This window comes from Micromonospora zingiberis, assembly GCF_004331455.1.
GTDB classification, from domain to species: domain Bacteria; phylum Actinomycetota; class Actinomycetes; order Mycobacteriales; family Micromonosporaceae; genus Micromonospora; species Micromonospora zingiberis.
In genome coordinates, this window is record NZ_SJJR01000026.1 from 12,056 (window position 1) to 35,829 (window position 23,774).

The 23,774-nt window shown below is 72.7% G+C and carries 26 protein-coding genes and 1 pseudogene; 10 read left to right on the forward strand and 17 right to left on the reverse strand.

Annotation, left to right across the window (positions count from 1 at the left end; genetic code table 11):
- Window positions 1-43 precede the first annotated feature (43 nt).
- The 3 genes from E0H26_RS26100 (at window position 44) to E0H26_RS26110 (ending at window position 2,647) form a co-directional block, all read left to right on the forward strand.
- The gene (locus E0H26_RS26100; protein WP_131308306.1) at window positions 44-739 is read left to right on the forward strand and encodes a response regulator transcription factor; all 696 of its coding nucleotides are present in this window, start codon (window positions 44-46) and stop codon (window positions 737-739) included.
- Window positions 736-2,010, forward strand: coding sequence for a sensor histidine kinase (locus E0H26_RS26105; RefSeq protein ID WP_131308309.1), 1,275 nt, complete (start codon window positions 736-738; stop codon window positions 2,008-2,010). The genes E0H26_RS26100 and E0H26_RS26105 overlap by 4 nt, the downstream gene beginning before the upstream one ends.
- Window positions 2,011-2,116: 106 nt before the next feature.
- A complete protein-coding gene (locus tag E0H26_RS26110; RefSeq protein ID WP_131308312.1) occupies window positions 2,117-2,647 on the forward strand; it encodes a PepSY domain-containing protein in 531 nt (176 codons plus the stop codon).
- A gap of 124 nt (window positions 2,648-2,771) precedes the next feature.
- Here the strand turns inward: E0H26_RS26110 and E0H26_RS30365 are convergent, their stop codons facing one another.
- The gene (locus tag E0H26_RS30365; RefSeq protein WP_276320419.1) at window positions 2,772-3,038 is read right to left on the reverse strand and encodes a hypothetical protein; all 267 of its coding nucleotides are present in this window, start codon (window positions 3,036-3,038) and stop codon (window positions 2,772-2,774) included.
- 293 nt (window positions 3,039-3,331) lie between these two features.
- Window positions 3,332-3,535 (reverse strand): annotated as a pseudogene (locus tag E0H26_RS30370) (sulfotransferase domain-containing protein); the annotation flags it as partial.
- Between the two features lie 235 nt (window positions 3,536-3,770).
- Between E0H26_RS30370 and E0H26_RS26120 the strand changes: the two are divergent.
- On the forward strand, window positions 3,771-4,832 hold the full coding sequence (locus E0H26_RS26120) for a beta family protein (RefSeq protein WP_240742384.1): 1,062 nt from the start codon (window positions 3,771-3,773) through the stop codon (window positions 4,830-4,832).
- Between the two features lie 8 nt (window positions 4,833-4,840).
- Here E0H26_RS26120 and E0H26_RS26125 read toward each other — a convergent pair whose 3' ends face one another.
- The 4 genes from E0H26_RS26125 to E0H26_RS26140 all read right to left on the reverse strand — a co-directional run bounded on the left by E0H26_RS26125 (window position 4,841) and on the right by E0H26_RS26140 (window position 7,621).
- A complete protein-coding gene (locus E0H26_RS26125; RefSeq protein ID WP_131308315.1) occupies window positions 4,841-5,122 on the reverse strand; it encodes an adhesin in 282 nt (93 codons plus the stop codon).
- 400 nt (window positions 5,123-5,522) lie between these two features.
- Window positions 5,523-5,837 carry a hypothetical protein gene (locus E0H26_RS26130; protein ID WP_131308318.1) on the reverse strand — a complete coding sequence of 105 codons (315 nt, stop codon included), beginning with the start codon at window positions 5,835-5,837 and terminating at the stop codon, window positions 5,523-5,525.
- Window positions 5,838-5,939: 102 nt separating this feature from the next.
- Window positions 5,940-6,902 carry a hypothetical protein gene (locus E0H26_RS26135; protein WP_240742385.1) on the reverse strand — a complete coding sequence of 321 codons (963 nt, stop codon included), beginning with the start codon at window positions 6,900-6,902 and terminating at the stop codon, window positions 5,940-5,942.
- 122 nt (window positions 6,903-7,024) lie between these two features.
- A complete protein-coding gene (locus E0H26_RS26140; protein ID WP_131308321.1) occupies window positions 7,025-7,621 on the reverse strand; it encodes a pentapeptide repeat-containing protein in 597 nt (198 codons plus the stop codon).
- A gap of 71 nt (window positions 7,622-7,692) precedes the next feature.
- Here E0H26_RS26140 and E0H26_RS26145 point away from each other — a divergent pair, with 71 nt between their 5' ends.
- From E0H26_RS26145 to E0H26_RS26155, 3 genes are all read left to right on the forward strand, one after another.
- Window positions 7,693-8,925: a serine hydrolase domain-containing protein gene (locus E0H26_RS26145; RefSeq protein ID WP_131308324.1), complete on the forward strand. Its 1,233-nt coding sequence runs from the start codon at window positions 7,693-7,695 to the stop codon at window positions 8,923-8,925.
- Window positions 8,926-8,996: 71 nt separating this feature from the next.
- A complete protein-coding gene (locus tag E0H26_RS26150; RefSeq protein WP_131308327.1) occupies window positions 8,997-9,638 on the forward strand; it encodes an NAD(P)-dependent oxidoreductase in 642 nt (213 codons plus the stop codon).
- A gap of 189 nt (window positions 9,639-9,827) precedes the next feature.
- Complete coding sequence (locus tag E0H26_RS26155; protein WP_131308330.1) at window positions 9,828-11,189, forward strand: M28 family peptidase; 1,362 nt, start codon at window positions 9,828-9,830, stop codon at window positions 11,187-11,189.
- A gap of 79 nt (window positions 11,190-11,268) precedes the next feature.
- Here the strand turns inward: E0H26_RS26155 and E0H26_RS26160 are convergent, their stop codons facing one another.
- From E0H26_RS26160 to E0H26_RS26180, 5 genes are all read right to left on the reverse strand, one after another.
- Window positions 11,269-11,733 carry a PPOX class F420-dependent oxidoreductase gene (locus E0H26_RS26160; protein ID WP_131308333.1) on the reverse strand — a complete coding sequence of 155 codons (465 nt, stop codon included), beginning with the start codon at window positions 11,731-11,733 and terminating at the stop codon, window positions 11,269-11,271.
- Between the two features lie 66 nt (window positions 11,734-11,799).
- Window positions 11,800-12,429: a DUF6642 family protein gene (locus E0H26_RS26165; protein ID WP_131308336.1), complete on the reverse strand. Its 630-nt coding sequence runs from the start codon at window positions 12,427-12,429 to the stop codon at window positions 11,800-11,802.
- Window positions 12,430-12,644: 215 nt separating this feature from the next.
- Window positions 12,645-13,142, reverse strand: a complete 498-nt coding sequence (locus tag E0H26_RS26170) for a hypothetical protein (RefSeq protein ID WP_240742386.1) — start codon at window positions 13,140-13,142, stop codon at window positions 12,645-12,647.
- 174 nt (window positions 13,143-13,316) lie between these two features.
- The gene (locus E0H26_RS26175) at window positions 13,317-14,051 is read right to left on the reverse strand and encodes a response regulator (protein WP_131308456.1); all 735 of its coding nucleotides are present in this window, start codon (window positions 14,049-14,051) and stop codon (window positions 13,317-13,319) included.
- Complete coding sequence (locus E0H26_RS26180; protein WP_131308341.1) at window positions 14,027-15,268, reverse strand: sensor histidine kinase; 1,242 nt, start codon at window positions 15,266-15,268, stop codon at window positions 14,027-14,029. The genes E0H26_RS26175 and E0H26_RS26180 overlap by 25 nt, the downstream gene beginning before the upstream one ends.
- A 133-nt stretch (window positions 15,269-15,401) precedes the next feature.
- Between E0H26_RS26180 and E0H26_RS26185 the strand changes: the two genes are divergently transcribed.
- Genes E0H26_RS26185 through E0H26_RS26195 form a run of 3 tightly spaced genes read left to right on the forward strand, consistent with a single transcriptional unit; the run spans window position 15,402 to window position 17,844 of the window.
- Window positions 15,402-16,364, forward strand: coding sequence for an ABC transporter ATP-binding protein (locus E0H26_RS26185; RefSeq protein WP_165521988.1), 963 nt, complete (start codon window positions 15,402-15,404; stop codon window positions 16,362-16,364).
- The gene (locus tag E0H26_RS26190) at window positions 16,361-17,146 is read left to right on the forward strand and encodes an ABC transporter permease (protein ID WP_131308344.1); all 786 of its coding nucleotides are present in this window, start codon (window positions 16,361-16,363) and stop codon (window positions 17,144-17,146) included. The genes E0H26_RS26185 and E0H26_RS26190 overlap by 4 nt, the downstream gene beginning before the upstream one ends.
- Window positions 17,143-17,844, forward strand: a complete 702-nt coding sequence (locus E0H26_RS26195) for a YqeB family protein (protein WP_131308347.1) — start codon at window positions 17,143-17,145, stop codon at window positions 17,842-17,844. Before E0H26_RS26190 ends, E0H26_RS26195 begins: the two co-directional genes overlap by 4 nt.
- 60 nt (window positions 17,845-17,904) lie before the next feature.
- Here E0H26_RS26195 and E0H26_RS30160 read toward each other — a convergent pair whose 3' ends face one another.
- The 6 genes from E0H26_RS30160 to E0H26_RS26225 form a co-directional block, all read right to left on the reverse strand.
- On the reverse strand, window positions 17,905-19,527 hold the full coding sequence (locus E0H26_RS30160; protein ID WP_240742387.1) for a M28 family metallopeptidase: 1,623 nt from the start codon (window positions 19,525-19,527) through the stop codon (window positions 17,905-17,907).
- 208 nt (window positions 19,528-19,735) lie between these two features.
- Window positions 19,736-20,377 carry a 4Fe-4S cluster-binding domain-containing protein gene (locus E0H26_RS26205; protein ID WP_131308353.1) on the reverse strand — a complete coding sequence of 214 codons (642 nt, stop codon included), beginning with the start codon at window positions 20,375-20,377 and terminating at the stop codon, window positions 19,736-19,738.
- Window positions 20,370-21,254, reverse strand: coding sequence for a ComEA family DNA-binding protein (locus E0H26_RS26210; protein ID WP_131308356.1), 885 nt, complete (start codon window positions 21,252-21,254; stop codon window positions 20,370-20,372). The genes E0H26_RS26205 and E0H26_RS26210 overlap by 8 nt, the downstream gene beginning before the upstream one ends.
- Window positions 21,238-21,450 carry a DUF2997 domain-containing protein gene (locus tag E0H26_RS26215; RefSeq protein WP_131308359.1) on the reverse strand — a complete coding sequence of 71 codons (213 nt, stop codon included), beginning with the start codon at window positions 21,448-21,450 and terminating at the stop codon, window positions 21,238-21,240. Before E0H26_RS26215 ends, E0H26_RS26210 begins: the two co-directional genes overlap by 17 nt.
- A complete protein-coding gene (locus E0H26_RS26220; RefSeq protein WP_131308362.1) occupies window positions 21,450-21,902 on the reverse strand; it encodes a hypothetical protein in 453 nt (150 codons plus the stop codon). Before E0H26_RS26220 ends, E0H26_RS26215 begins: the two co-directional genes overlap by 1 nt.
- A 31-nt stretch (window positions 21,903-21,933) precedes the next feature.
- Window positions 21,934-23,673 (reverse strand): AAA family ATPase, encoded by a 1,740-nt coding sequence (locus tag E0H26_RS26225; protein WP_240742391.1) that lies wholly within the window; start codon window positions 23,671-23,673, stop codon window positions 21,934-21,936.
- Window positions 23,674-23,774 lie beyond the last annotated feature (101 nt).

Below are 23,774 nucleotides of genomic sequence, written 5' to 3' on the forward strand. Positions count from 1 at the left end.
ACGCGAGGCGCGGTCCGGCCGTGGCGGGGATACCCTGCCTGCTGTGGCCCGCCTGCTGCTGATCGAGGACGACCTGACCATCCGTACCCCGCTGGTGCGGGCGCTACGCGAGCGGGGCCACGCGGTGGCGGCCGCCTCCACCGCGATGGCCGGGCTGCGCGACGCCCTCGACGACCGGCCGGATCTGGTCGTCCTCGATCTCGGGTTACCCGACCTGGACGGCCGGGAACTGCTACGCATGCTGCGGGCGGTCAGCGCGGTACCGGTCATCGTGGCCACCGCCCGTGACGACGAGCGGGAGATCGTCCGGGTGCTCGACGCGGGCGCCGACGACTACGTGGTCAAGCCGTTCACCGCCGCCCAACTCGACGCGCGGGTCCGGGCGGTGCTGCGCCGCGGCCCCGGCGGGCCGGCCGACGAGGATCCGACCCTGGTCGTCGGCGGGCTGCGGATCGACCCCCGGTCGCGGCAGGTCAGCCTGGACGGCACAGCGGTCGAGTTGACCCCCCGCGAGTTCGACCTGCTGCGGCACCTGGCCGGCCGGGTCGGCGAAGTGGTGACCAAGCGGGAGTTGCTGACCGAGGTGTGGCAGATCCCCTACGGCGGGGCGGACAAGACCGTCGACGTGCACCTGTCCTGGCTGCGCCGCAAGCTCGGCGAGAACGCCCAGCAGCCGCGCTACCTGCACACCGTACGCGGGGTCGGGGTACGCCTGGTCGCCCCGGAGGTGGGCGGGTGAGGGCGCGGCTGGCGCTGCTGGTCGCGGCGGTCAGCGTACTGATCGTGATCGCCTTCCTGGTGCCGTTGGCGCTGCTGCTGCGTACCGCCGCCGAGGACCGGGCCACCGTACGCGCCACCGCCGACGCGCAGAGTCTCGCCACGGTGGTGGGCACCGCCGACGCGGACACCATCCGGCTGACCGTCGAACAGCTCGTCGCCGAGTCGGGTCGACCGGTCAGCGTGTTCCTGCCCGACGGCACCGTGTTCGGCTCGCCCGCCTCGCCCACGCCAGCGGTACAGCTGGCCGGGCGGGGGCAGAGCCTCACCGCGGACACCTCCGACGGCCGGGAGGTGGTGATCGCGGTGCAGGGTCGAACGGACGGCACGGCGGTCATCCGCACGGTCGTGCCGTACGCCGAGATGACCGCCGGGGTGGGGCGGGCCTGGCTGGTACTGGCCCTGCTCGGGGTGGTGTTGGTGGTGATCGGTCTGGCCATGGCCGACCGGCTGGCCCGCACCCTGGTCCGGCCCATCGGGGAACTGTCGGCGGTGTCGCACCGGCTGGCCAACGCCGAGTTGGACGCCCGGGTGCGTCCCGCCGGCCCGGCGGAGCTGCGCGAGGTGGGCGGCGCGCTCAACCACCTCGCCGGCCGGATCCAGGAGTTGCTGGTGCAGGAGCGGGAACAGGTGGCCGACCTGTCCCACCGGCTACGCACCCCGTTGACCGCGCTGCGGTTGGAGGCCGAGTCGCTGCGCGACCCGCAGGACGCCGCCCGGGTCACCGAGGCGGTGGACGGGCTGGAGCGGGCCGTCACCGGGCTGATCCGGCAGGCCCGCTGGCGTACCCCCGCCGACGGGGTGGTGGTCACCGACGCGGTGGCCACGGTGGCCGACCGGGTGGCCTTCTGGTCGGTGCTCGCCGAGGACACCGGCCGGGCGGTGGAACTGGACCTGGCACCGGGTCCGCTGCCGGTCGGGGTGCCGGGCGACGAACTGGCGGCGGCGGTGGACGCGCTGCTGGGCAACGTCTTCGCGCACACCCCGGACGGCACCGCCTTCGTGGTCCGGCTCGCGCCCGCCGACACCCACGTCGCGCTGACCGTGGCCGACCAGGGCCCGGGCATCGCGGCCGACTCCGTACGCCGGGGGGCCAGCCAGGCCGGATCGACCGGCCTCGGCCTGGACATCGCCCGCCGGGCGGCCCAGGCCAGCGGCGGCCGGCTCGAACTGGGCGAGCGGCCCGGTGGCGGCGCCCAGGTGGTGCTCCTGCTCGGCCCGCCGAAGGACTGACCGGCGGGCACCCGGTGCGGCTTAACCGGGGCTTAGCGTTCGCACAGCGCGCGGCTATCGCGCCGGGACCGATCCTCGATGCAACAACCGAGGAGAGGTGCAGACGATGAAGCGCAACCCCCTGATTCTGGCGTCGGTCGGCGGTGCGGCGGCGGTGCTCGCCGCGGCCGGGGTGTTCCTGGGTGTCACCGCCGCCGACACCGACCGGAGCCGGCAGGCCACGTTGACCGCCGCGACCAGCGCCCCGACGACCGCGGGTGTTCCGGACGACGACGCCACGCCGGACGACAGCAGCGGCACGGTCGCCACCACCGACCCGACGGCCACCGGCACCCCGGCCGCGCCGGGTAGCCCGACCGCTTCGACCGGCAGCGCGACGCCGGGCAGCGGCCAGGACGCGGTGAGCGCCGAGCGGGCCGGCGAGCTCGCCCTGGCGCAGGCCGGCGGTGGTCGGATCACCGAGATCGACCGGGACCGGGAGAACGGCCGACCGGTCTGGGAGGTCGAGATCGTCAAGGGCGACACCGAGCACGAGATCGACATCGACCGGGAGACCGGCGCGGTGGTCAAGGCCGAGCAGGAGCCGGTCGACAACGACGACGACGATGACGACGACGACGACCGGTACGACGACTGACCGGACCCGCTGACGTTCGAGGCGCCCCGGCACGGCCTCCGCCGTGCCGGGGCGCCGGCCCGTTCTGGGCCTCGCCGCCGGGGCGCCCGCCGCGCTGGTGGTTGCGGCGTCGGTGCCGTCCCGGTCAGCGACCGCGATGCAACCAGGTGAGCAGGTCGGGCGGCGCCAGCGCGGCAGCCCTGGCCTGGTAACGCGCCCGACCGGCGGCACCGAGCAGGGCACTGCCCTGGCCGGAGCGACCGTTGCGGAAGAAGGCCCGGCGGTCCTTCAACACCCCGGCCGGGTCCGGGGCGAGCCGGTCGGCGTGCTCGCGCATCCGGTCGAAGGTGGCGGCCTCGACCAGGTCGGGACCGGGTGGGTCGAGATCCAGCAGTTCGGCGAGGCGACGCATCTGCCCGGGCAGGTCGGCGGCGAGGTCGTCGTAGTGGACGAGGTGGACGTTGGGTGCTCGCGTCGAGCCCACGCGTCGCGCAGGTGCCACAGCACGCCGGGCAGTGAGTCCAACTCCTCGCGCGGGTCGGGATCCGCGTCGATCCAGCGTACGAGCGCCTCCTCGATCGACGGTCGGCGCTGCTCCGGCTCCGGCACCCCGCTCTGGCCGGTGAGTTCGGCCAGCCGGGCCCGGTCGAGGTTCGCGCTCTGGTGGTGCAGAGAGACCGCCATGTCCAGCGGATGTCGGGCCACCACGAGGTAGTGCACCAGCGGGTCGGCCGGTACGCCGTCCAGTGGTGTGTGGGTCTTGATGAAGCGGCGGTGCTGCTGGGCGGCCAGCCGCTCGTACACCTGACCGGCTGGTTCGACCAGCCAGTCCAGCCAGGGTGAGAGCAAGCTCAACGGTGCCGGCAGATCCGGGGTACGCAGCACCAGCAGCGCGCAGATCATCTGCATCCAGGTGGTCCCACTCTTGGAACGGGTGCTGATCACGATGTCGCCTGGACGCAGTGGGAAGTCGTGCCAGCGGAGGCTGTCTTCGTCGGCGGATCGGTATCGGGTCAGTCGATCAGGCACCGGGTGACGATAGTCCGGCAGTTGACACCGGTCCGGGGATTTTCGCGCCGTTTGCCCTGTGAGCTGGGAAATCCGCTGGCTACATTGAATTATGATGCACGCCCGCGGAGGCCGGGTGACCGAACCGGTCTACCGCCCCGTGCTCGCCGCCCGGCGGGGTGAGCTGGCGGCGCTCGGTCACCTCGACGGCGTCCACGCCCCGCTGGTCGCACCGATCCTGCGACTGTCCATGGTGGATGACTCGGTGGTGGACCTGCTCGGTCGACTACCGGCCGGGTTGGTGCCGGCCGTCGACGTCAGCGCCCTGCCCGACGGGGTCGATGCCGAGTTGGCCCGCTGGGACATGCCGCTGATGCCGGTGATCTGCCTGACGGACGACGATCGGCGGCTGGCGACGCACGGGGTCGCGGCCAGGGCGTACACCGGGCGGGCGGTGGTGTGGCTGCGGATCGGTCAGGACCGGGCGGGACCCGACGCCACCACCGCGATCGTGGAACGGATCTGGCGGTACGCCCGGCTAACCCCCGAACAGTGCGATCTGCTGGTCGACTGCGGGGAGTTGGGCTGCCCCGCCGACGTACGGGCGGCGGAGCCCCGGGCCCGCCGGGCGTTGGCCTGGGCACGCCGGCACTCGTGGTGCTCGGTGAGCGTGGTGGCCGGCGGCATGCCGTCGGCGTTGTCCCGGCTGCCCACCGATGAGCCGGTGCGGTTGTACCGCTGGGACTGGCTGCTCTGGCAGCGGCTGGCCGACCTCGGCGTCGGCTTCGGCGACTATGGCGTGGCACCGGTGGCACCGGGCGTGGAGCTTCCCGGCGATCGGTTGCCGACCGTCCGCTACACCGGCGACGAGGTCTGGTGGATCTACCGCTGGTCGCGGCGGGGCGGGCGGGGCGAGGAGCGGACGGCCGACCTGTGTCGCGCCCTGGTGTCGGCGCCGCACTGGCCGCCGGGCGGCGCGAACTTCTCCTGGGGCGACCATGAGATCTTCCGGCGGGCGCGACGGGTGGCCGGGGCCGGATCGATGACCAACTGCCTGGCGTGGAGCACCTCACACCACTTCGCCCATGTGCTGGAGGCGCTGCGCCGACCGGCCCGGGGCGGTGCCCGGCGGGCCGGGCCGTCGCCTCCGCCACGCTCCCGCGCACCGCGCGGCGGGGAGTCCCGCCGCGTCGGTTGACCGGCGGTCTACTCCTTCTCGGTGAACCCGAACTGCACGATGCCCTCGTCGTCTACGGAGGCGTCGACCGAGGCGTCCCCGAGCAGGTCGGCCGCGTCGGGGTCGAGGAAGATCCGCGCCCCTTGGCTGTCGACCACCTGGTCACCCGCGACGGGCGCGGCGACCAGCTCGACGGTGAGCGATCCGGCCTGGGTGTCCGCGGCGATGCGGACTCCACCGCCCTCGGCGACGTCCTGCTGGGCGGCGAGGTCACGGATCACCAGGACGGCGTTGTCGGTCATCGTGAGCATGACGGGACTCCTCGTGGGCTTTCGGTCGGCTCCGGCACGGGCGCACGGTGCGCCGCCTCGCGGGCGGATCGAACCACCGCCCGCACGCCGGACGTACGGCCACGACCAGGGCTGGCCACTGCCGGCATCCGCCGGACGGCAGTCAACCACCGTCGCATCGGGGCAGCTCAGAGCCCCTCCACTGCCCACGGTGCCCGGCGCAGAGGCATCCGTCAAATAGGCGAACTTCCATTGACTGGCACGCATGAGTGACCCCCGATCGGGTATCACACTCCGTTTGCGCCAGGCCCGCCACACCGCCTCGCAGCAGGCCCGCCACCGACTCGCCGTGGGCCCGGTGCACCGCCGCGCGCCCGGCCCGCCACGTTGCGAGGCGGGCCCGCGGCACCGGGCCCGCCGTTCAGGCGGGGGTACGGGGCGGCAGCGGAGCCGCCGGGTCACCGCGTTCGATCAGCGCGGCGATGTCGGCGGCCCGCAGGCCGCGCAGCGCCAGGACCCGGGTGCCCCAGCGGTGCAGGCGGCACGGGTGCGGGCTGGCATCGTTGCGGCAGACCGTCCCCCCGGACCACCTCCTGGGGGCGTGCACCACGACGGCCCGGACGGCGAACTGCGCGTCCTCGGCGGTCACGTACGGCGGCAGCGGGATCTCCCGCAGCGCCGCCCCGGCCCGCTCGCCGGTGGGCGTGGTCGGACGGAGGGTACTGCTGCTGTTCATCGGCCTGGCCTCCACACAGGACGGTGGAACACGGACAGCAGGACGTTACGAGCCGCCTGCGGCGTCGCGACGGACAAACTGTCCCGGCCGGGCAACGACGGATCAGCGCAGCGCCACCGCCTGGAGGCCGACGTTGCCACAGTGCGGGGTGAACGCCTCCTCCACCGTCCAGGAGAGCACCAGGCGACTTCCCTTCGGCGCCTGGAAGCGGACGGTGACCTGGGCGGACTGACTGGTGTGCCGCTCCTCCAGCCGCACCGTACGCCCCGGGCCACCATCGGACAACCGTAGGTCCAGCCGGCCCCGAGCCATCCACACACCGAGATAGACGGTGGCGGTTCGCGGCTGACCGTCGGCGGCGATGGCCAACTGGAAGCCGTTGTCCGTGCCGCAGGTGTAGACCCCGTCGGGCGTGGCGTCGACGGACCTGACCGGCACGCCGTCGCGCCACCCGAGCAGTTCCTGGTTGCCGTCCCAGCCGCTGCGTTCGCCGCTGCCGCCCAGGTCACGGATCTCGGCGGAGCCGTCGCGCTTGCGTACCGTGGCCGTGGCGCCGCCCAGCCCCCAGTGCACCCAGTCGCGCCGGCCAGACTCGGTCAGGTCCACGGTGTCGGGAATGTCCGCGCGGCTCACCGCGAGGGTCATCGTCGCGGCCGCCGGCGCCGAGGAGGCCCGGCTCGCGCTGGGACTCGGACTCGGGCTCGGTGAGCGCTCACGGGGCTGTAGCCCGGGCACGGCGGCGGCGGTGGGCACCGGGCTGGGCAGGGTGGGGCGTCCGACCACCGCCGGCAGGCCGTCGGGCTCCGCCGGCTCCTCCGGGCCCGGTTCCGACCACCAGTTCACGTACGCGACCAGGACCAGCAGCCCAGCGAAGGCGGCCACCGCCTCCACCGCGTACCGGCGCCGTCGGCGGGTCCGCGCCAACCGGCGGGCGGCCCGGGTCGCACCCTCCGGCCCGGACGGCTGCCGATGGGTCGTCGAGCGGTGCTGGGCAGTTCCGTCGCGGCGGACCCCCCGGGCAGGGCGGGACGTCGCGGCGGTCGGTGCGGCGGGTTTCTCGGCCACCGACTCTCCACTTCTGCCGGACCGGACTCGCACCGGCATGCTCGGCCCAGACGCGGGGCCGACTCACATTGGCATTACGGACACCCTTCGCGCCAGTCGATCGGCAGCGTCATGTCCCGCCGTCAGCCGCGCACGTCGAAGCCGAGCGCCTGGGCCAGGGCCATGGCCTGCACGACATCGACGATGGTGCCCGCGCGCTGCACCACTGCCGGATCGAGCCCGGTCAGGTCGCTGCCCCGAAGGTCCGCACCGGACAGTCGGGCAGCCCGCCAGTGCACGCCGGACAGGTCGCTTCCGCTCACCGTCGCCCCGGTCAGGTTGGCACCGGCCAGGTCGGTCTCGCGCATCCGTACCCCGGTGAACCGGGTGCCGCGCAGATCGGCCCCGGAGAGGGTGACGAACGACCAGTCGCCGCCGGTGACGGTCAGTGGACGCAGGTCGCAGCGGTCGAACGTGCTGCCGACGAACTTGCAACCGGTGAACTCGGCCTCGAACAGGTTGCACCGGATGAACGTGCAACGGGTGAACGCCGAGTCGGTGTGCCGGGACACGTTGAACCGCACGTCACCGAAGGTGCACGCGGAGAAGGAGGCGCCTCGACTGGTCGCCTCGGTCAGGTCGACCCGGTGGAAGGTGCAGCCGACGAAATGGCGGTCAGCCAGGTCCTCGGCGTACCAGTCCTCGTCGTGGTAGGTGACGTCCTCGATCGGCTCCGGCATTCCAGGAGGTTAGCCAGCCACACCGACAGGCGACCTTCCCGGCGCGCGTACCGGCCGGTAGGTTCGGACGGGTGAGCATCGCACGTAGCATCGACCCGGCACAGGTGGGCTTCGACCCGGCGCGGTTGGCCCGGATCGACGAACACTTCGCCAGGTACGTCGACGACGGTCGGCTGCCCGGTTGGCAGGTGGTGGTCACTCGCCGCGGCGAGGTCGCGCACTGCTCGACGTACGGGCTACGGGACCGTGAGGCCGGCGCCCCGGTGCAGGCCGACACCCTCTGGCGGATCTACTCGATGACCAAGCCGATCACCTCGCTGGCGGCGATGGTCCTCTGGGAGGAGGGCCGCTTCGAGCTGACCGACGAGATCGGCCGCTGGCTGCCCGAGTTCGCCGACATGCGGGTCTACTCGAAGGGCTCGACGCTCAAGCCGTACACCGTGCCGGCGATCGAGCCGATCCGGGTCTGGCACCTGCTCACCCACACCGCCGGCCTGACGTACGGCTTCATGCAGACCTCGGTGGTCGACGGCCTGTACCGGGCCGCCGGCTACGACCTGTACCCGCCGGCGGACGTCGACCTCGCCGAAGCCTGCCGGGTCTTCGGTGAGCTGCCGCTGCTGTTCCAGCCCGGCACCGCCTGGGGCTACTCGGTCGCCACCGACGTGCTCGGCCGGCTGATCGAGGTGGTTTCCGGGCAGAGCCTGGACTCGTTCCTCACCGAGCGGATCCTGCGCCCGCTGGGCATGGAGGACACCCGCTGGTACGTCGACGGCGCCGACGGCGCCCGACTCGCCGCGCTCTACGCGGCCGACCCGGCGACCGGCCGGGCGGTACGTTACGACGCGCTCGGCGCGATGGCGTACGAGAAGCCGACGCTGCTCTCCGGCGGCGGGGGTCTGATCTCGTCGGCCGCCGACTACCACCGCTTCACCCAGGTGCTGCTGCGCGGCGGCGAACTGGACGGGGTACGCCTGCTCGCCCCCCGCACGGTGCGCTTCATGACCCGCAACCACCTGCCCGGCGGGCAGGACCTGGGCACCCTGTCCACCGGCGGGTTCGCCGAGACGACCCTGGACGGAATCGGCTTCGGCCTCGGCTTCGCGGTGGTGGACGACCCGATCCCCAGTCGGGTACCGAGCAGCGTCGGCGAGTACTACTGGGGCGGGGTGGCCAGCACCGCGTTCTGGATCGACCCGGCGGAGCAGCTCACCGCCATGTTCTTCACCCAGTTGATGCCGTCGAGCAGCTGGCCGATCCGGCCCCAGCTGCGCCAGCTGGTCTACTCCGCGCTGGTCGACTGAGCAGCCACGGGTACGGCACCGGGATCGCCGTTCCACCGACGGCGACCCGGCCCGCTCCATAGCCTGGAATCGTGAGCGACATCGTCGTGTTCGGGGCGGGCGGCACCGCGGGCTCGCGGATCGCCGTCGAGGCGTTCGACCGGGGGCACCGGGTGGTGGCGGCGGTGCGCCGACCGGAGGCCACGTCGTACCTGCCGGCCGGGATCCGGGTGGTCACCGGGGACGCCACCAGCGAACGCAGCGTACGGGAGTTGGCGCCGGATGCGGACGCGCTGGTGGTGGCGATCGGCGGCGGCGATCGTACGCTCTGGCCCGACGCGGCCCGCACCCTGATCGACGGGCTGCGTGCGATGCCGGCCGCGCCGCGGATCATCCACGTCGGCGGCGGGGCCACCCTGCTGTCGCCAGCCGGGCGCCAACTGCTGGACGAACCCGACTTTCCGGAGGAGTACCGCGACGCGGCGCTGGGCCAGGCGGACGCGCTGGAGCTGTACCGGTCCGGCGCCGACGGGGTGAGCTGGACGTACGTCTCGCCGCCGCCGCTGGAGTTCCATCCGGGCGAACGTACCGGGCGATACCGTACCGGAACCGACCGCCCGGTGACCGACGCCGAGGGCCGAAGCGTGGTCAGCTACGAGGATCTCGCCGTCGCGGTGGTCGACGAAATCGAGAATCCACAATTCCGGAATATGCGCTTCACTGTCGCCTACTGATCCTCTGATCTTGAGGAACGGCAGCTCGCGGGTTAGATTCGAGCGGCTGTGACCCGGGTCGCACACCCCCTTGCGCCCGGTTCTGACCTCACATCAGGAGGCGCTGTCTTGTCTTCATTCGACGACTCCGTGACACCCTCGCACGAATCGTCCAACTCCATCGGATCCAGCATCCTCAATCGGCGGCGCATGCTGACCGTCGCCCTGGGCGGTGCCGCCACCGTGGCGCTGCCCGCCCCCGCATGGGCCTCCGACGACCAGCGACCGGGCGCGCACCGGCCGCCAGCGCTCACCCCGGACGACCGGAAGGTCATCGCGCAGCTGTCGCCCCGCCGCGCCCTGGAGCACCTGAAGGTGCTCTCGGAGGACATCGGCCCGCGCATCGGCGGCACCGAGTCCGAGCGCCGGGCCGCGCACTACATCGCCAGCCAGCTCGACCACTTCGGCTACGACACCACCCTTCAGCCGTTCCCGGTGGCCGACAAGTTCCTCGCCCAGCTCAGCTCGCCGGCCGGGCTGCCGACCGACCTCAACTGGCAGGTCGGGGCGAGCGGCCACGCGGCGCTGGACACCAGCGTCACCGCCTCGGTGGTCGACGTACGCGCCGGCTCGGCCGCCGACTTCAGCGCCGACGTCGCTGGCAAGATCGTGCTGGTGGACTACGTCGCGTCCCAGCGTGAGGCGGTGGCGGCACGGGCCGTGGCCGCTGGCGCGGTCGCGGTGGTCTTCCTGCCGGCCGACCTGGTGGAACCCCGCCGGGCGTCGGCGTTCTCCCCCACCCTGCCCGGTTCGGCCAGCTCGCCGCTGTCGATCCCGGTGGTCGGGGTGGCCCAGGCGCAGAAGCACCGGCTGCGGGACCTGCTGGCCGGCGGCCCGCTCACCCTCACCGTCGCCACCACCGCGCACCGCGGGCTGACCTCGCACAACGTGCTGGCCGAGCGGCAGGGCCGGTCGGGTCCGAACGGCCCCGTGGTGATGGTCAGCGCCCACTACGACTCGGTGATCGGCGCGCCGGGCGCCAACGACGACGGCTCCGGCACCGTGCTCTGCCTGGAGCTGGCCCGGGTGCTGAAGGCGATCCCGATCAACGCCACCGTACGGTTCGGCCTCTGGGGCTCCGAGGAGCAGGGCCTGATCGGCTCGCGCTACTACGTACGCGAGCTGCCGCAGGCCGAGCGCGACCGGATCCTCGCCGTCTACCAGAACGACATGGTCGCCACCAGCTGGGACCCGGCGACCCGGTACTGGCTGCTCTCCTTCACCGGCCAGAGCAACCGGGCCACCGACGAGGTCACCGGCGCGGCCCGCCGGCTCGGCTACGAGCCGCAGATCTCCCCGGTGACCCAGCGCGGCGCCAGCGACCACCAGTCGTTCCAGGAGGTCGGCATCGCCAGCGCGAACTTCTCCTGGCGGGGTGAGGAGTCTCCGGCGCTGCTGGAGCCTCCGTACCACAGCCCGGAGGACACCATCGCCAAGAACATCAGCCTGGAGCGGCTCCAGGTGTCGATGGAACTGATCGGCTGCGCCACCTACGCGACGGCGCGGGCCTGACCGGTCGGGCGGGGTGCGGGCGATCGTCCGCACCCCGCCCGCGGCTCATTCGCCACCGAACTCGGTGGCGATGCCGACCTCAGTCGGCCAGCCGGGCCGGGAAGCCCCCGGTGGCCACCGGGCCCCACGAGGTGATGGTGACCCGGATCAGCGACTTGCCCTGCCGGAACATCGCCTGCCGGTACTCGTCCCAGTCCGGATGCTCACCGGAGATGCTGCGGAAGTAATCCACCAGCGGTTCGAGGGCCTCGGGCAGGTCGAGCACCTCGGCGGTGCCGTCGATCTGCACCCACGGGCCGTTCCAGTCGTCGGACAGCACGCACGCCGACACCCGGGGGTCCCGGCGGATGTTGGCGACCTTGGCGCGTTCCGGATAGGTGGAGACGACCAGCCGGCCGGCGGCGTCCACCCCGGCGGCGACCGGCGAGGACTGCGGGCGACCGTCGGCGCGGGTGGTCATCAGCAGCACCCGGTGGCGGGGGCGGAGAAACTCGATGAGGCCGTCCCGGTCGACCCGGGTGTTACGTGCGATCGTGCGTGCCATCGTTCGTTTCTACCAGCCCGGCCAGCGGCGCAGCCGCACGCGTGGATCGGCGGCGCAGCCGCACGGTCAGCCGGACCGGTCCGCCGACGACTGGCTGGGCACCCGCGGTCGCACCGACGGCCGCCAGGCCCGTCCGTTGGCGTAGATGACCCGGAACCCGAGGTACGACGCCAGCGGCGCCCAGTGCGCCGAGCCCATCCGCAGCTCGGCGGCGTTGTGCCGCTGGCCGTTGGCGAGCACGTCGAGCAGCACGGTCTCGAACGCCGCCGACTCGACCCAGTCCACCTCGCGGGTGAACCCGCAGATCAACGCCGCACCGGTGACGGCAAGGAAGTCACGCAGCACGGATTCGGGGGCGCGCAGCACCGAGCAGCTGCCGAAGTAGAGCCGCCGCCCCTCGCAGCGCCCGGCCATCCGCTCGGCCACCTCGGTGAGTTCGACCGAGTGCCAGTCGGTCAGGCACAGCCGGTTCGGTTCGCCGTGCATGGCGAAGAAGCCCAACCGGTGGTCGGCGTACTGCTTGAGCAGCCAGCGGTCGATGAAGTAGAACAGCTCGTCGCGGGTGGCGGCGTCCTTGTGGATGTAGCGGATCCGCCCCAACCGTTCGAGCAGTTCGAGGGTGGGCAGCACGGAGCCCCGCTCATTGAGGTCCCGATGCCACTGACCCTCGACGCAGAAGATGCCACCGCGCGCCACGCCGCCTCCCCGTCGTCGCCCGCGCTGACGTTACCGGTCCGCCCCGGCCAGGGAACATCACCCTCGGTGTGGTCGGATGCGACGTTTCGGCGCCCCACCACGGAATCCCTGCCGGGCTTCCGCCGCACACCGGGCTACGCGACGCCGGCCCGGGCGCAGGGCGGGGAATGACCCGCGCCCCGGGCCGGCGTCGTAGTGCCGTCGGGCGAGCCCTCTCAACTCGCCCGCGGCCAGCGCGGCGCGGTGGCGGGGGGTGCCACCGGCCGGCCGGGGCCGGCGGTCCGGACGCCGGCCCGCACCGCCGGAGCCGCCACCCGGGGAACCGGACCGCGCGCCGGATAGCCGGCGGCACGGTCCTGGCGTGGCGGATACCCGGCGGTTCGCCCCGGAAGAACACCAGCCCGGCCCGGGTGGGGCGTGGTCCGTTCGCCGGCTGGCGGACGGGCCGCCGCCGGACGCGCCGGGTTGGGCCCGTTCACCAGGAACGGGAACGGTACGTGCACGAACGGGTTGCCGTGCCGGATGAGCGCATCGAGCTGCCGCTCGTTTAGCCCATGGTTCAGCAGCACCCGTCGACCCCAGCGGTGCAGCCGGCAGGGGAACCGGGCGCCGTCGTTGCGGCACAGCGCCCCGGAGGGCCACTCCTCCGCCGCGTGTACCACGACCGCCCGGACCGCCAGTCGGACGTCCTCAGGGGTCAGCGGCGTCGGCACCGGCAAATCACCCAGAATCTGATCGATGGGGTCCGTCGACTGCTCATCAACTCGCACGGCAGGCCTCCCGCAACTCCGGTGGCGATGCGCTTGAGCACCGCACCTCGCGCATTGGTACGGCCCCCGTGGCGGGATGGTTCAACTCCCTTTTTCGCCCATCCCGTTGCTGTGCGTTCAGACCAGCCCGGCGTCGTGGACGAGCAACGCGACCTGCACCCGGTTGTTGAGGTCCAGGCGGGTCAACAGCCGGGAGACGTACGCCTTCACGGTGGCGACGCTCATGAACAGCTCCGCGGCGATCTCGGCGTTGGTGCGACCTCGACCGAGGGCCACCGCCACCGCCCGCTCCCGTTCGGTGAGCCCGGCGAGCAACTGGTGCGCCCGATCCCGGCGCGGATCGGCGGCGGTACCGGCGGTGACGTGCGCGATCAGGGTGCGGGTGACGGTCGGGGAGAGGGTGGCCTCCCCTGCCGCGACCCGGCGCACCGCCCGCACGATCTCCGCTGGCGGCGTGTCCTTGAGCAGGAAACCGCCCGCGCCGGCCCGCAGCGCCCGCAGCACATGCTCGTCGGCGTCGAAGGTGGTCAGCACGAGCACCTCGGGCGGCCTGGGCAACGCCCGCAGCAGCTCGGTGGCGGCCAGCCCGTCCAGCCGGGGCATCCGGATGTCCATCAGCACCACGTCGGGCCGGCAGGCCATGGTCGCGGCCAGCACCTCGCTGCCGTCGGCCGCCTCCCCGACGACTTCCACCTCGGGCGTACCGCCGAGGATCATCGACAGCCCGGCGCGTACCAGGGCGTCGTCGTCCACGATCAGGATCCGGACCGGGCGCGCCGGCGGGCCGGTCACCTTCGGCGGGGCGTCCTCGCCCATCGGCCCGCCGGTCACGTCGCCGGCCACGGCAGCCAGGCGGCCAGGCGGAAGTCGCCGCTCGCGTCGCGGCCGTGTTCCAGCCGCCCACCGGCAAGGTTGACCCGCTCGGCGATGCCGACCAGCCCGGTACCGGTGCCGGGGATGGCGTCGCCGACGGGCTCGCCCACCGGCCACCGGTTACGGATCTCCACGGTCAACCCGCCCTCCGGCGCACCGCTGACCCCGACCATAACCGCGGCACCACGGGCGTGCTTGCGGGCGTTGGTCAGCCCCTCCTGCACGATCCGGTAGGCGGTCCGGCCCACCGCGACGGGCAGCCGGTCGGCGGCGGAGACCTCGTCGCGCAGGTCGACCCGGACCCCGGCCGCCCGGGACTCGGCGACCAGTGACGGCAGGTCCGCGATGGTGGGTTGGGGACGTTCCGGGTCAACGGTCAGCGAACTCTCGGACCGCAGCACGCCGATCACCTCGCGCAGATCCTGTAGGGCGGCGTGGGCGCTGTCCCGGATCACGCCGGCCGCGCGGGCCACCTCTTCGGCCGGAGCGTCGGGACGGAACTCCAGCGCACCGGCGTGCAGGCTGAGCAGCGATATCCGGTGGGCCAGTACGTCGTGCATCTCCCGGGCGATGCGGGTGCGTTCCAGCTGCCGGGCCTGGGTCACCCGGAGCTGCTGCTCGGCCTCGGCCCGCTCGGCGCGCTCCCGCAGCGACAACACCAACTGCCGGCGGGCCCGCACGAACATCCCCCAGGCCAGCACCAGCAGGGTGATCACCACCCCCCACAGGGTGGCCGGCCAGTACGAGATGATGGGGTCCGGACGAAACAGCGCGAAGAACATGTTGGTGACCAGCCCGGCCGCGGTGACCGCCAGGGCCACCATCGTGCGCCGATGCACCACGAGCGTGAAGTAGATGATCAGTATCGGGGCGGCCGCGGCCATCGAGAACGCGGAGAACGGCAGCGTGGCCAGGGCCAGCCCGAGCGGCCAGCGGCGACGGAACCAGAGCGCCACCGCGCAGATCAGCCCGATCAACGCGTCCGCGGCGATCATCCAGTCGTGCGGCAACCGCTCAGCGAAGGTCGGCTCCGGCGAGGCGGCGTCGAGCGTGGCGATCAGCACCCAGCAGAGCGAGATCAGAAAGCAGAGGCTGTCGACGAGCCAATCCCGGGTGGTACGCCGGGGCCGGGGCCGTGTGGGGTCGAGCGCACCGGGCAGCAACCCGGGATGCTCGGGGACGACGGCGCTGCTCACAGGCGCAATGGTAGGCAGCCGGCGGAGGCCGGACCAGCTACCAAAGTCGAGACCTGAGTGTCGACCTTGGTCGACGTGACAGCAGTCCCTCGGCCGCTGCGGTCGGCCGGGTGGCCCGGGCAGGCTGACCGGCATGATCGCGGTAGAGCAGCTCACCAAACGGTACGGACGGCACACCGCCGTCGATGACGTCTCGTTCCACTGCGAGCCGGGCACGGTGACCGGCTTCCTGGGCCCCAACGGGGCCGGCAAGTCCACCACCATGCGGATGATCTGCGGGCTCACCCCGCCGACCTCCGGCTTCGCCACCGTCGCCGGGCGGCCGTACCAGCAGCTACCGAACCCGGGTCGCACCGTCGGGGTGCTCCTCGACGCCTCCGCGCAGCACGCCGGGCGGACCGGCCGGGAGACGCTGGCCGTGGCCGCCGCCACCATGGGGATCCACTCGCGGGCGGTGGGCGAGGTGCTCGACCGGGTCGGCCTGGGCGAGAGCGCGGCCCGGCGCCGGGTCCGGGCGTACTCCCTGGGAATGCGCCAGCGGCTCGGCCTGGCGCACGCGCTGCTCGGCGAACCTCAGGTGCTGGTGCTGGACGAGCCGGCCAACGGCCTGGACCCGGAGGGGATCTTCTGGATGCGCGGCCTGCTGCGCGACTTCGCCGACCGGGGCGGCACCGTGCTGCTCTCCTCCCACCTGCTCCGCGAGGTGGAGGCGGTCGCGGACCGGCTGGTGGTGATCGGGGGCGGCCGGATCGTGGCGCAGGGCGGCAAGGACGAACTGCTGGCCGGCACCGGCACGCTGGTACGCGCCCGGGACCGGCTGGCGTTGCGCGGTGCGCTGGAACAGGCCGGCCTGCCGGTCAGCAACGGTACCGACGGGCTGCTGGTCGGTGCCGACAGCGAGGCGGTCGGGCTGGCCGCCGCAGCCGCCGGGGTCGCCCTGACCGAGCTGCGGCCGGCCAGCGCCGGCGGTCTGGAGCAGCTGTTCCTGACCCTCACCGCCGAGGCCGGCGGCCACCCGACGGTCGCCCCGCCCGACGCAAGCCGGTCCACCGCGACCGGTGCCACCGCCCAGCCGACCGAGGAGACCGTCCGATGACCACCACCCTCGCCCGCCACGCCGGCCCCACTGTCCGGGCGGCGGAGCGCCGCCCGTCGCTGGTCCGGCTCAGCGCCGTCGAGTTGCGCAAGCTCCTCGACACCCGGGCCGGCCGCTGGCTGCTGATCACCATCGGGCTGGTCGCCGCCGGCATCGTCACCCTGCAACTGTTGTACGCACCCGAGGCCGAGCAGACCTTCGCCAACTTCTTCATCCCGTCGCTGTTGCCGGTCGGGGTGCTGCTGCCGGTGCTGGGCATCCTCTCGATCACCAGCGAGTGGTCACAGCGCACCGCGCTGACCACGTTCGCGCTGGTACCCCGCCGGTATCGGGTGATCGCGGCCAAGCTCGTCGCGGTGGTGCTGGCCGCGCTGGCCTCGGTGCTGGCCAGCCTCGCCCTCGCCGCCGTCGGAACACTGATCGCCGACGCGACCGGCGGCGCGGGCAGCTGGCGGATCGAGGGATCGCTGATCCTGCACGCGGTGGTGTTCCAGGTGGCCAGCGTGCTGATGGGGGCGGGATTCGGCCTGCTGCTCCTGCACACCCCGCTGGCGATCGTGGCCTACCTGGTGTTGCCGATCGCCTGGTCGATCGTGGGTGAGCTGGTCCGGCCGCTGCATCGGGTCGCCGAGTGGCTGGACACCGGGCGCACCATGGAACCGCTGTTCGGCACCGAGGTGACCGCCGGGCAGTGGGGGCGGCTCGGGGTGTCGTTGCTGCTGTGGCTGGCCCTGCCGCTGGCCGCCGGGTTGGTCCGCACGATGCGTCGGGAGGTGGCGTGACGGCGTACGGGACGCCGACCGTGGTCAGCGGCGGCGCCAGCGAGCTGCTGGTGCTCTGGGCGGGAATCCCGGTGGCCGGTGCGGTGGCGGGCGGGTTGCTGGCGACCGGGGCGGGCTGGGTGGCCGGCCTGGCATGGGCGCCCGCGCAGGGGCTGTTCCGTCTGGTCGACGGCCTGCCCGACGGGTACGCCCTGGGCGGCGGGGTGGGCCTCGGCACGCTGGCCGGGCTGGTGATCGCCACGATGGGCACCGCCGAACGGGTACAGGTCACCGTGGACGGCACCCGGGTACGGCTGCGCCAGGGCGGCACCGAGCAGGAGGTCACCCGAGCGCAGGCCCGGGCGGCGTTCGTCGACGGCCGGGATCTGGTGCTGCTCGACGGGGACGCCGGTGAGCTGGCCCGGCAGCGGTCCGACCTGCCGACCGACCAGCTGGCCGAGGCGCTGCGCAAGCACGGCTGGCCCTGGTCGGATACCGACCCGCACCGGGACGAGTACCGGCGCTGGGTGCCCGACCTGCCCGGGTTGCCGGCCGGCGCGGACGCGCTGCTGCGGGCCCGGCAAGAGGCGGTGGACCGGGACCGGCGCGACGAGGCCCGGGAACTACGCGCGGAACTCGGCCGCTACGGCGTGGTGGTCCGCGACGAGGGCAAGCGCCAGTACTGGCGGTTGACCCGGTCCGCCCGCCCGCCGGAGTGACCCGGCCGACGCGACCGGGCCGGGTCCCAGACGGGTACCCGGCCCGGTCAGGGCAGATGTCTACTTCCAGTGGTGCTTGTGGCCGTGCTTGTGGCCGTGCGACTTGCCCTTGCCCTTGCCCTTGCCGGGCGCCTTGCCCGGCACGCCGTTCACGGCCGAGGTGTCGAACGCGAACGTGATCACCGCGGCGGCGACGGCGTCGGAGTTGACGTCGAGCGCGAACACATTGACGTTGCCGTGCAGCTTGTACTTCTTGCCCAGCGACTTGTAGACCGCCGCGTCGGCGCCGTCGGCGACCGGGGTACGGCTGTCACAGGCCTGGTGGTAGCACGGGTCGTAGGCGACCCCCGCCACCCCACCGAAGAGCGCGACCTCCTCAGCCGTCTTGACACCCTCCGCGCCGGTGAAGAGGCCACCGGCGGGGATGTTGACGTCGATGAACGCGCCGTAGTCCGACCGACCGGTGAAGTCGGAAGGCACCGTGGGTAGCTTCCGGGAGGCGAAGAACTTCTCGAACACCTTCTCGATCGCCGCCGAGCCCTCCGGCCCCGGGCCGGCACCCTCCTGCGCCGAGTCGTCACCGTCGTACACCCCGAACACGTAGTTCGGCGAGCCGATCATGTCGAAGTTGAGGTAGAGGGCGATGTCGGCGACCTGCTGCTCGGTCAGGCTGTCCACGTAGTACTGCGAGCCGATCAGGCCGGCCTCTTCCGCGCCCCACCAGGCGAAGCGGACCGCGTTGTACGGCTTGACCTTCGCCATCTGGAGCGCGACCTCGAGCAGCGCGGCGCTGCCGGTGCCGTTGTCGTTGAAGCCCGGCCCGGCCGGGTCCGAGTCGAGGTGTGCCCCGGCCACGACGACGTTGTCGGTGCGGCCCTGCTTGGTCTGGGCGAAGACGTTCTCGGTGCTGCGGATCTCCGACGTGGTGTCGGCCTCGATCCGCACGACCAGGCCGGTCGTCGCCGCGAACTGCTCACCGGTGTAGTACGACACCGAGACGGCCGGGATGCCGACCGGGGCGCCGAGGGTACCGGCGAAGAGGTCGTAGCGGTCCGCGTTGGCCTCCGGCGTGCCGTTGCCCTGGTTCATCACGATCGCGCCGATGGCACCGGCGGCCTCCGCGTTGGCGACCTTGTCGCCGAACGCGCAGGTGCCGCGCTGCACCAGAGCGATCTTGCCGACCACGTCCACGCCGGCGAAGTCACTGGCCTCGCAGCCCGACGACGACGCACGCGGCGGGCTGAGGGCAAGGTCCACCGGGACGACGAGCCCCTGCGCGACACCGGCGCCGGAGTAGTCCATCAGGGTGTAGTCGACCCCGTCGGTGTACGTGGTGGGGGTCGGCGTGACCTGGGCGAACGACGAGCCGAACTCCTCGTAGAACGCGAAGTCGAACTGCTGCCGGCTCACCTGGTAGCCGGCCTTCTTCAGCAGCCCGGCCACGTAGTCGGCGCTCGCGTCGTAGCCCGGGGTGCCGGAGGCGCGGGTGCCGTTGTTGGCGTTGGCGATGGACTGGAACTTGTCGAGGTGCTTGAGGACCCCCTTGACCGTCACCGCCTTGGTCAGCTTTGCGACCGTGTTGTTGTTCGGGCTGGCCTGCGCCGGGCTGACCAGAGCCACCGTGCCCAAGAGCGTGCTGGCCGCGATCGCGGCGAACACCCTCCGGCCTGAGAAAGGCACCACGATGTGCCACGTCCTTCCTCTTTGGGTATCCGGCTCCCCGCACCCCCGTGCGCCGGATGTTTGTGCAATCCTGGTGCACCCGGGCGGCAAGTCAAAGTGCCTGTTCAGCCGAGGCCGGTAGACGTTCGGCTCAGCACGCCACCTGCCCCGGGGATTGCCCTGGCCGGCGCGGGCTCCACTGTCGTCACCGGGCCACCTCGGCACACCGCTACCGGCGTAGGCCCGCCAACAGCTCGTCGAGGGCATCGAGTTCGGCCCAGCCGTTCACCGCGATCCGCCCGGCCCGGTCCACTGTGACCTCGACCCGGTCCGGGCTGCCCGACAGCTCATCCAACAGGCCCGGGAAACGATCGCTGAGCAGCACGAACTCCTGATTCGTGGAGCCCACCCACGGGCGGTTGGTGTCGATCCGGTCGGCCTGGAACGGGCCGGCCACCAGCAGGTCGGTCGCCGCGAGCAACGCGGCGACGTCGTCGCGGCCGGCGTCGACCGCCGCCGCCAACTGCGCTCGGGTGTAGCCGGTGAAGGTCATCACCGAGCGTCCGGCCGCGCTCACCGCAGCGGCCACCCGGGCCAGGGCCGCCGCCTGGTCGAAGGGTTCCCCGCCGAGCAGCGTCAGCCCGTCGGTGCCGGCGTCGAGCACCCGGCGGGCCAACTCGACCGGGCTGACCCGGGTGCCGCCCCGGAAGCTCCACAGCTGTGGGTTGAAGCAGCCGGGACAGCGGATGGCGCAGCCCTGCACCCAGATGGCGGTCCGCTCGCCCGGTCCCTCGGCCCGGGTGGCGGCGAGGAACCGGGCCAGCGACACCGTCTCCGCCGCGCGGCGCGCAGCCGGGCCGGGTTCAGACATCCAGTACGCGCCCCTGCGGCGGCTGCCCCGCCGCAGGTCGTCCGGGCGGCGGGCAGACCAGCAGGTCACGCAGTCGGGCGTACTCGTGCGGAGCCAGGCCGGCGGCGGCAGTGAACTCGGTCAGGCTGCCGAAGCCGCCGCGCCGGTCCCGCTCGGTCAGCACCTGCCGGGCGCGCTGCGGGTCGAAGCCGGGCAGCGCGGCGAGATCGTCCAGCCGGGCGGCGTTGACATCCAGCGGGCCGACCGGCCCCGCCCCCTGCGCGGGCCCGGTTGCTGCCGCCGGTCCGGGCCCGTAGTAGGCCGCCGCCTGCTGCGCCGACCCGACCGGCGCAAACCCCGGGGAGGTCGGCTGGGCCGGTGGGGTGGCCGGGCTGAGGCCGGGTGGCGGCGCGAGCGTGCCAGGTGGGTACGCGCCGCTGGGCCCTCCGGGTCGCTGCTCGGTGTACCAGGGGCGGTAGCCCGCCCGCCAGCGCAGCCAGGCCGAGTTGATCATGAAGGCGTGCACGATGCTGGTGATCCAGACGACCAGCACCAGGCCGGCCATCCAGTCGGCGAGACCACTGCCCCGCTGGGCCTCACCGGTCAGGATGAAGGCGGTCCAGCCGATCAGGAGGTAGCCGATGCCGGCGATCCACCAGGCCGGTCGCCGGGCACGCAGACCCACGTAGAGGAAGCCGACGCCACCGAGACAGCTCAGGCCGAGCACCGGCAACAGCAGCCACCAACTGTGCTTCAGTCGCCACGAGAAGCTCGCGGCCGGCGGTGGCGTCTGCCCAGCCGACGGATGACCCGCCGGCGGATGACCGGCCGACGGATGACCCGCCGACGGATGGCCAGCCGGCGAATGCGGCCATCCCGGCTCAGGCGCGCTCGACATCACGGTCCTCCTGTCGCACTGTCGTGGTGGTACGGGCGTGGTCGGCGGTGTAGGCGCTGCTGACCGCAGTGGCCGTCAGCAGGTCCTCCAGCACACCGACATAGTCCAGACACCGGTCGCCGAGGATGTCCCGGGTCTCGGCGCTCACCATGCCCGAGCTGTCCACGGTGATCACGATTCGCGGTCGCCCGGCCATCAGGACCTGCCCTCGACGGCGAACACCAGACGCACACTGGCGTCCTCGGTGACCTGCTCGGACTCCAGCCGGAGTCCGGCGGCGGGAGCCTGCTGGCGCAGCCGCTCCAGCACCGCCTGCTGGACCTGCCGCCCGTACGCGGCGTCGACGGCCCGGACCACCTCGACGGCCTGCTCCTCGTCCACCTCGCCGGTGAAGTGCGCCGACCAGATGCCGTCCGCACCACGCTGGAAGCTCGCCCGCACGCCCGTCCAGTCGGCGGTGATCGCGTCCCGGTCGACGCTGACCACCGCAGCGGTGTCGTGCAGTGCGGCGGCGAGCAGCGTCTCGTCCCGCATCCGGGTCTGCACCTGGCAGACCATCCGGCCCTGCCGGTCACGTGCAGCGGAGACGCCCTGGGCCGCCGCCACGGCAGCGACGGCCAGCGGCAGTAGTACCAGCGAGATACTCATCGTCGCTCCTGCGTCCTCTTCGGCGCGGAAATCAGAACTCCACCGCCCGTCCGCCCTGGCCGCGCGGACCGGGCGGGATACCACCGGCCGGTCCCGGCAGGGCGGGACCGTTTCGGTAACCGGCGGCGGGCCCGTGCCCCGGGGCGGGCAGGGTCCCGCCATCGGCATAGCCCGGCGGTACGGCGGCGCTGCGGCGGGCGTCGGCGCCGGGCCGCGCACCACCGTCCCAGTCCTCGGCGGCGGTCGCGGCGACGGCCCGCGCGTCGGCCCAGCTTCGGATGGCGTCGATCCGTTCGGCCTGGGTGACGCTGAGCGGCACCATGCTGACCACCGCCTGGACCAGGTCGTCGCGGCGCAGCGGGCGACGCTCGGAGAACGCGTCGAAGAGTCCGCCGATCACCGCCTGCTCGATCTCGGCTCCCGAGTAGCCCTCGCTCAGTTCGGCAAGCTCGGCGAGCAGCGGGTCGTCGAGGGTGAGTCCACCGGCGACGGCCGGGTTGCGCAGCCGTCGGGCGAGGTGGACCCGCCAGATCGAGGCCCGCTCGGCGCGGGTCGGCAGGTCGACGAAGAAGATCTCGTCGAAGCGCCCCTTGCGGAGCAGTTCCGGGGGCAGCCCCTCGATGTCGTTGGCGGTGGCGATGACGAAGACGGGTTGGTTCTTCTCCTGCATCCAGGTCAGGAAGGAACCGAAGACCCGGGTGGAGGTGCCGGAGTCGCCGGCCCCTCCGGAGAAGCCCTTCTCGATCTCGTCGACCCAGAGCACGCAGGGGGCGCTGGCCTCGGCCGTACGGATGGCGGTGCGCATGTTCTGCTCGCTTGAGCCGACGAGCCCGGCGAAGACCCGGCCGATGTCCAGCCGCAGCAGCGGCAGGCCCCAGACGGCCGCGATCGCCTTCGCGGTCAGCGACTTGCCGCAGCCGGGCACCCCGGTGATCAGCACGCCCCGTGGTGCGGGCAGCCCGTACGCCGCCGCTTCCGCCAGCCAGGATCCGTCACGTTTGGCCAGCCACCGCTTCAGATTCTCCAGCCCACCGACGTCGTCGAGGTTGACGTCGGCGTCGACGAACTCCAGCAGCCCCGACTTGCGGACGGTCTGCCGCTTCTCCTCGTGCACCACCTCAAGGTCACGGCTGTCGAGCACCCCGTCGTTGACCATCGCCCGGGCGAAGGCGTTCTCCGCCTCGTGCAGGGTCAACCCCAGGGCGGCCTTGGCGAACCGCTCCCGGCCGAGGTCGTCCAGCACCATCTGGATCCGGCCGCTGGCGGAGTTGGCGGCGATCATCCCGTCCAGCACCTGCCGGATCTCCGCCTCGGTGGGCAGCGGGAAGTCGACTATCGTCACGTCCTTGTCCAGCTCGGCCGGGATGTGCAGCACCGGCGAGACCAGGACCAGGGTGCGCGGCACCGGACCGGACTTGAACGCGGCCACCAGGTCACGCAGCCGCCGGATCAGGCCCGGACTGCCCGGTCGACCGCCGGCGCCGAGCGACGGATGCAGGTCCTTGAAGATGAGTACGCTCGGCTGGTCGATCCGCAGCGCGGCGTCGAGCGCGGCCTCGGGTTCGGTGGTGCCCTGGCGGGGCGCGCCGTCGGGCTGGACGAGCCCGGTGGTCAGCGACCAGGTCCACACGGCCCGGGGCGTACGCACCTGCGCGGCGTCGTGCGCGACGGCGATGACCTCGGCGATGACCCGCTGTTCCTCGGATGATTCGACGTAGAGAATCGGAAAGCGTGCCTTGAACATCTGGGCCAGCGCGTCACGGAACGCCATAACCACCGTCGATTTCCTCCCCCACAGAGCGCCTTCGACGTGCGGAAACCCTAACAGCCGAAGATCCACGACGGCAGCCGCACGGGTGTCGCCCACCCCAA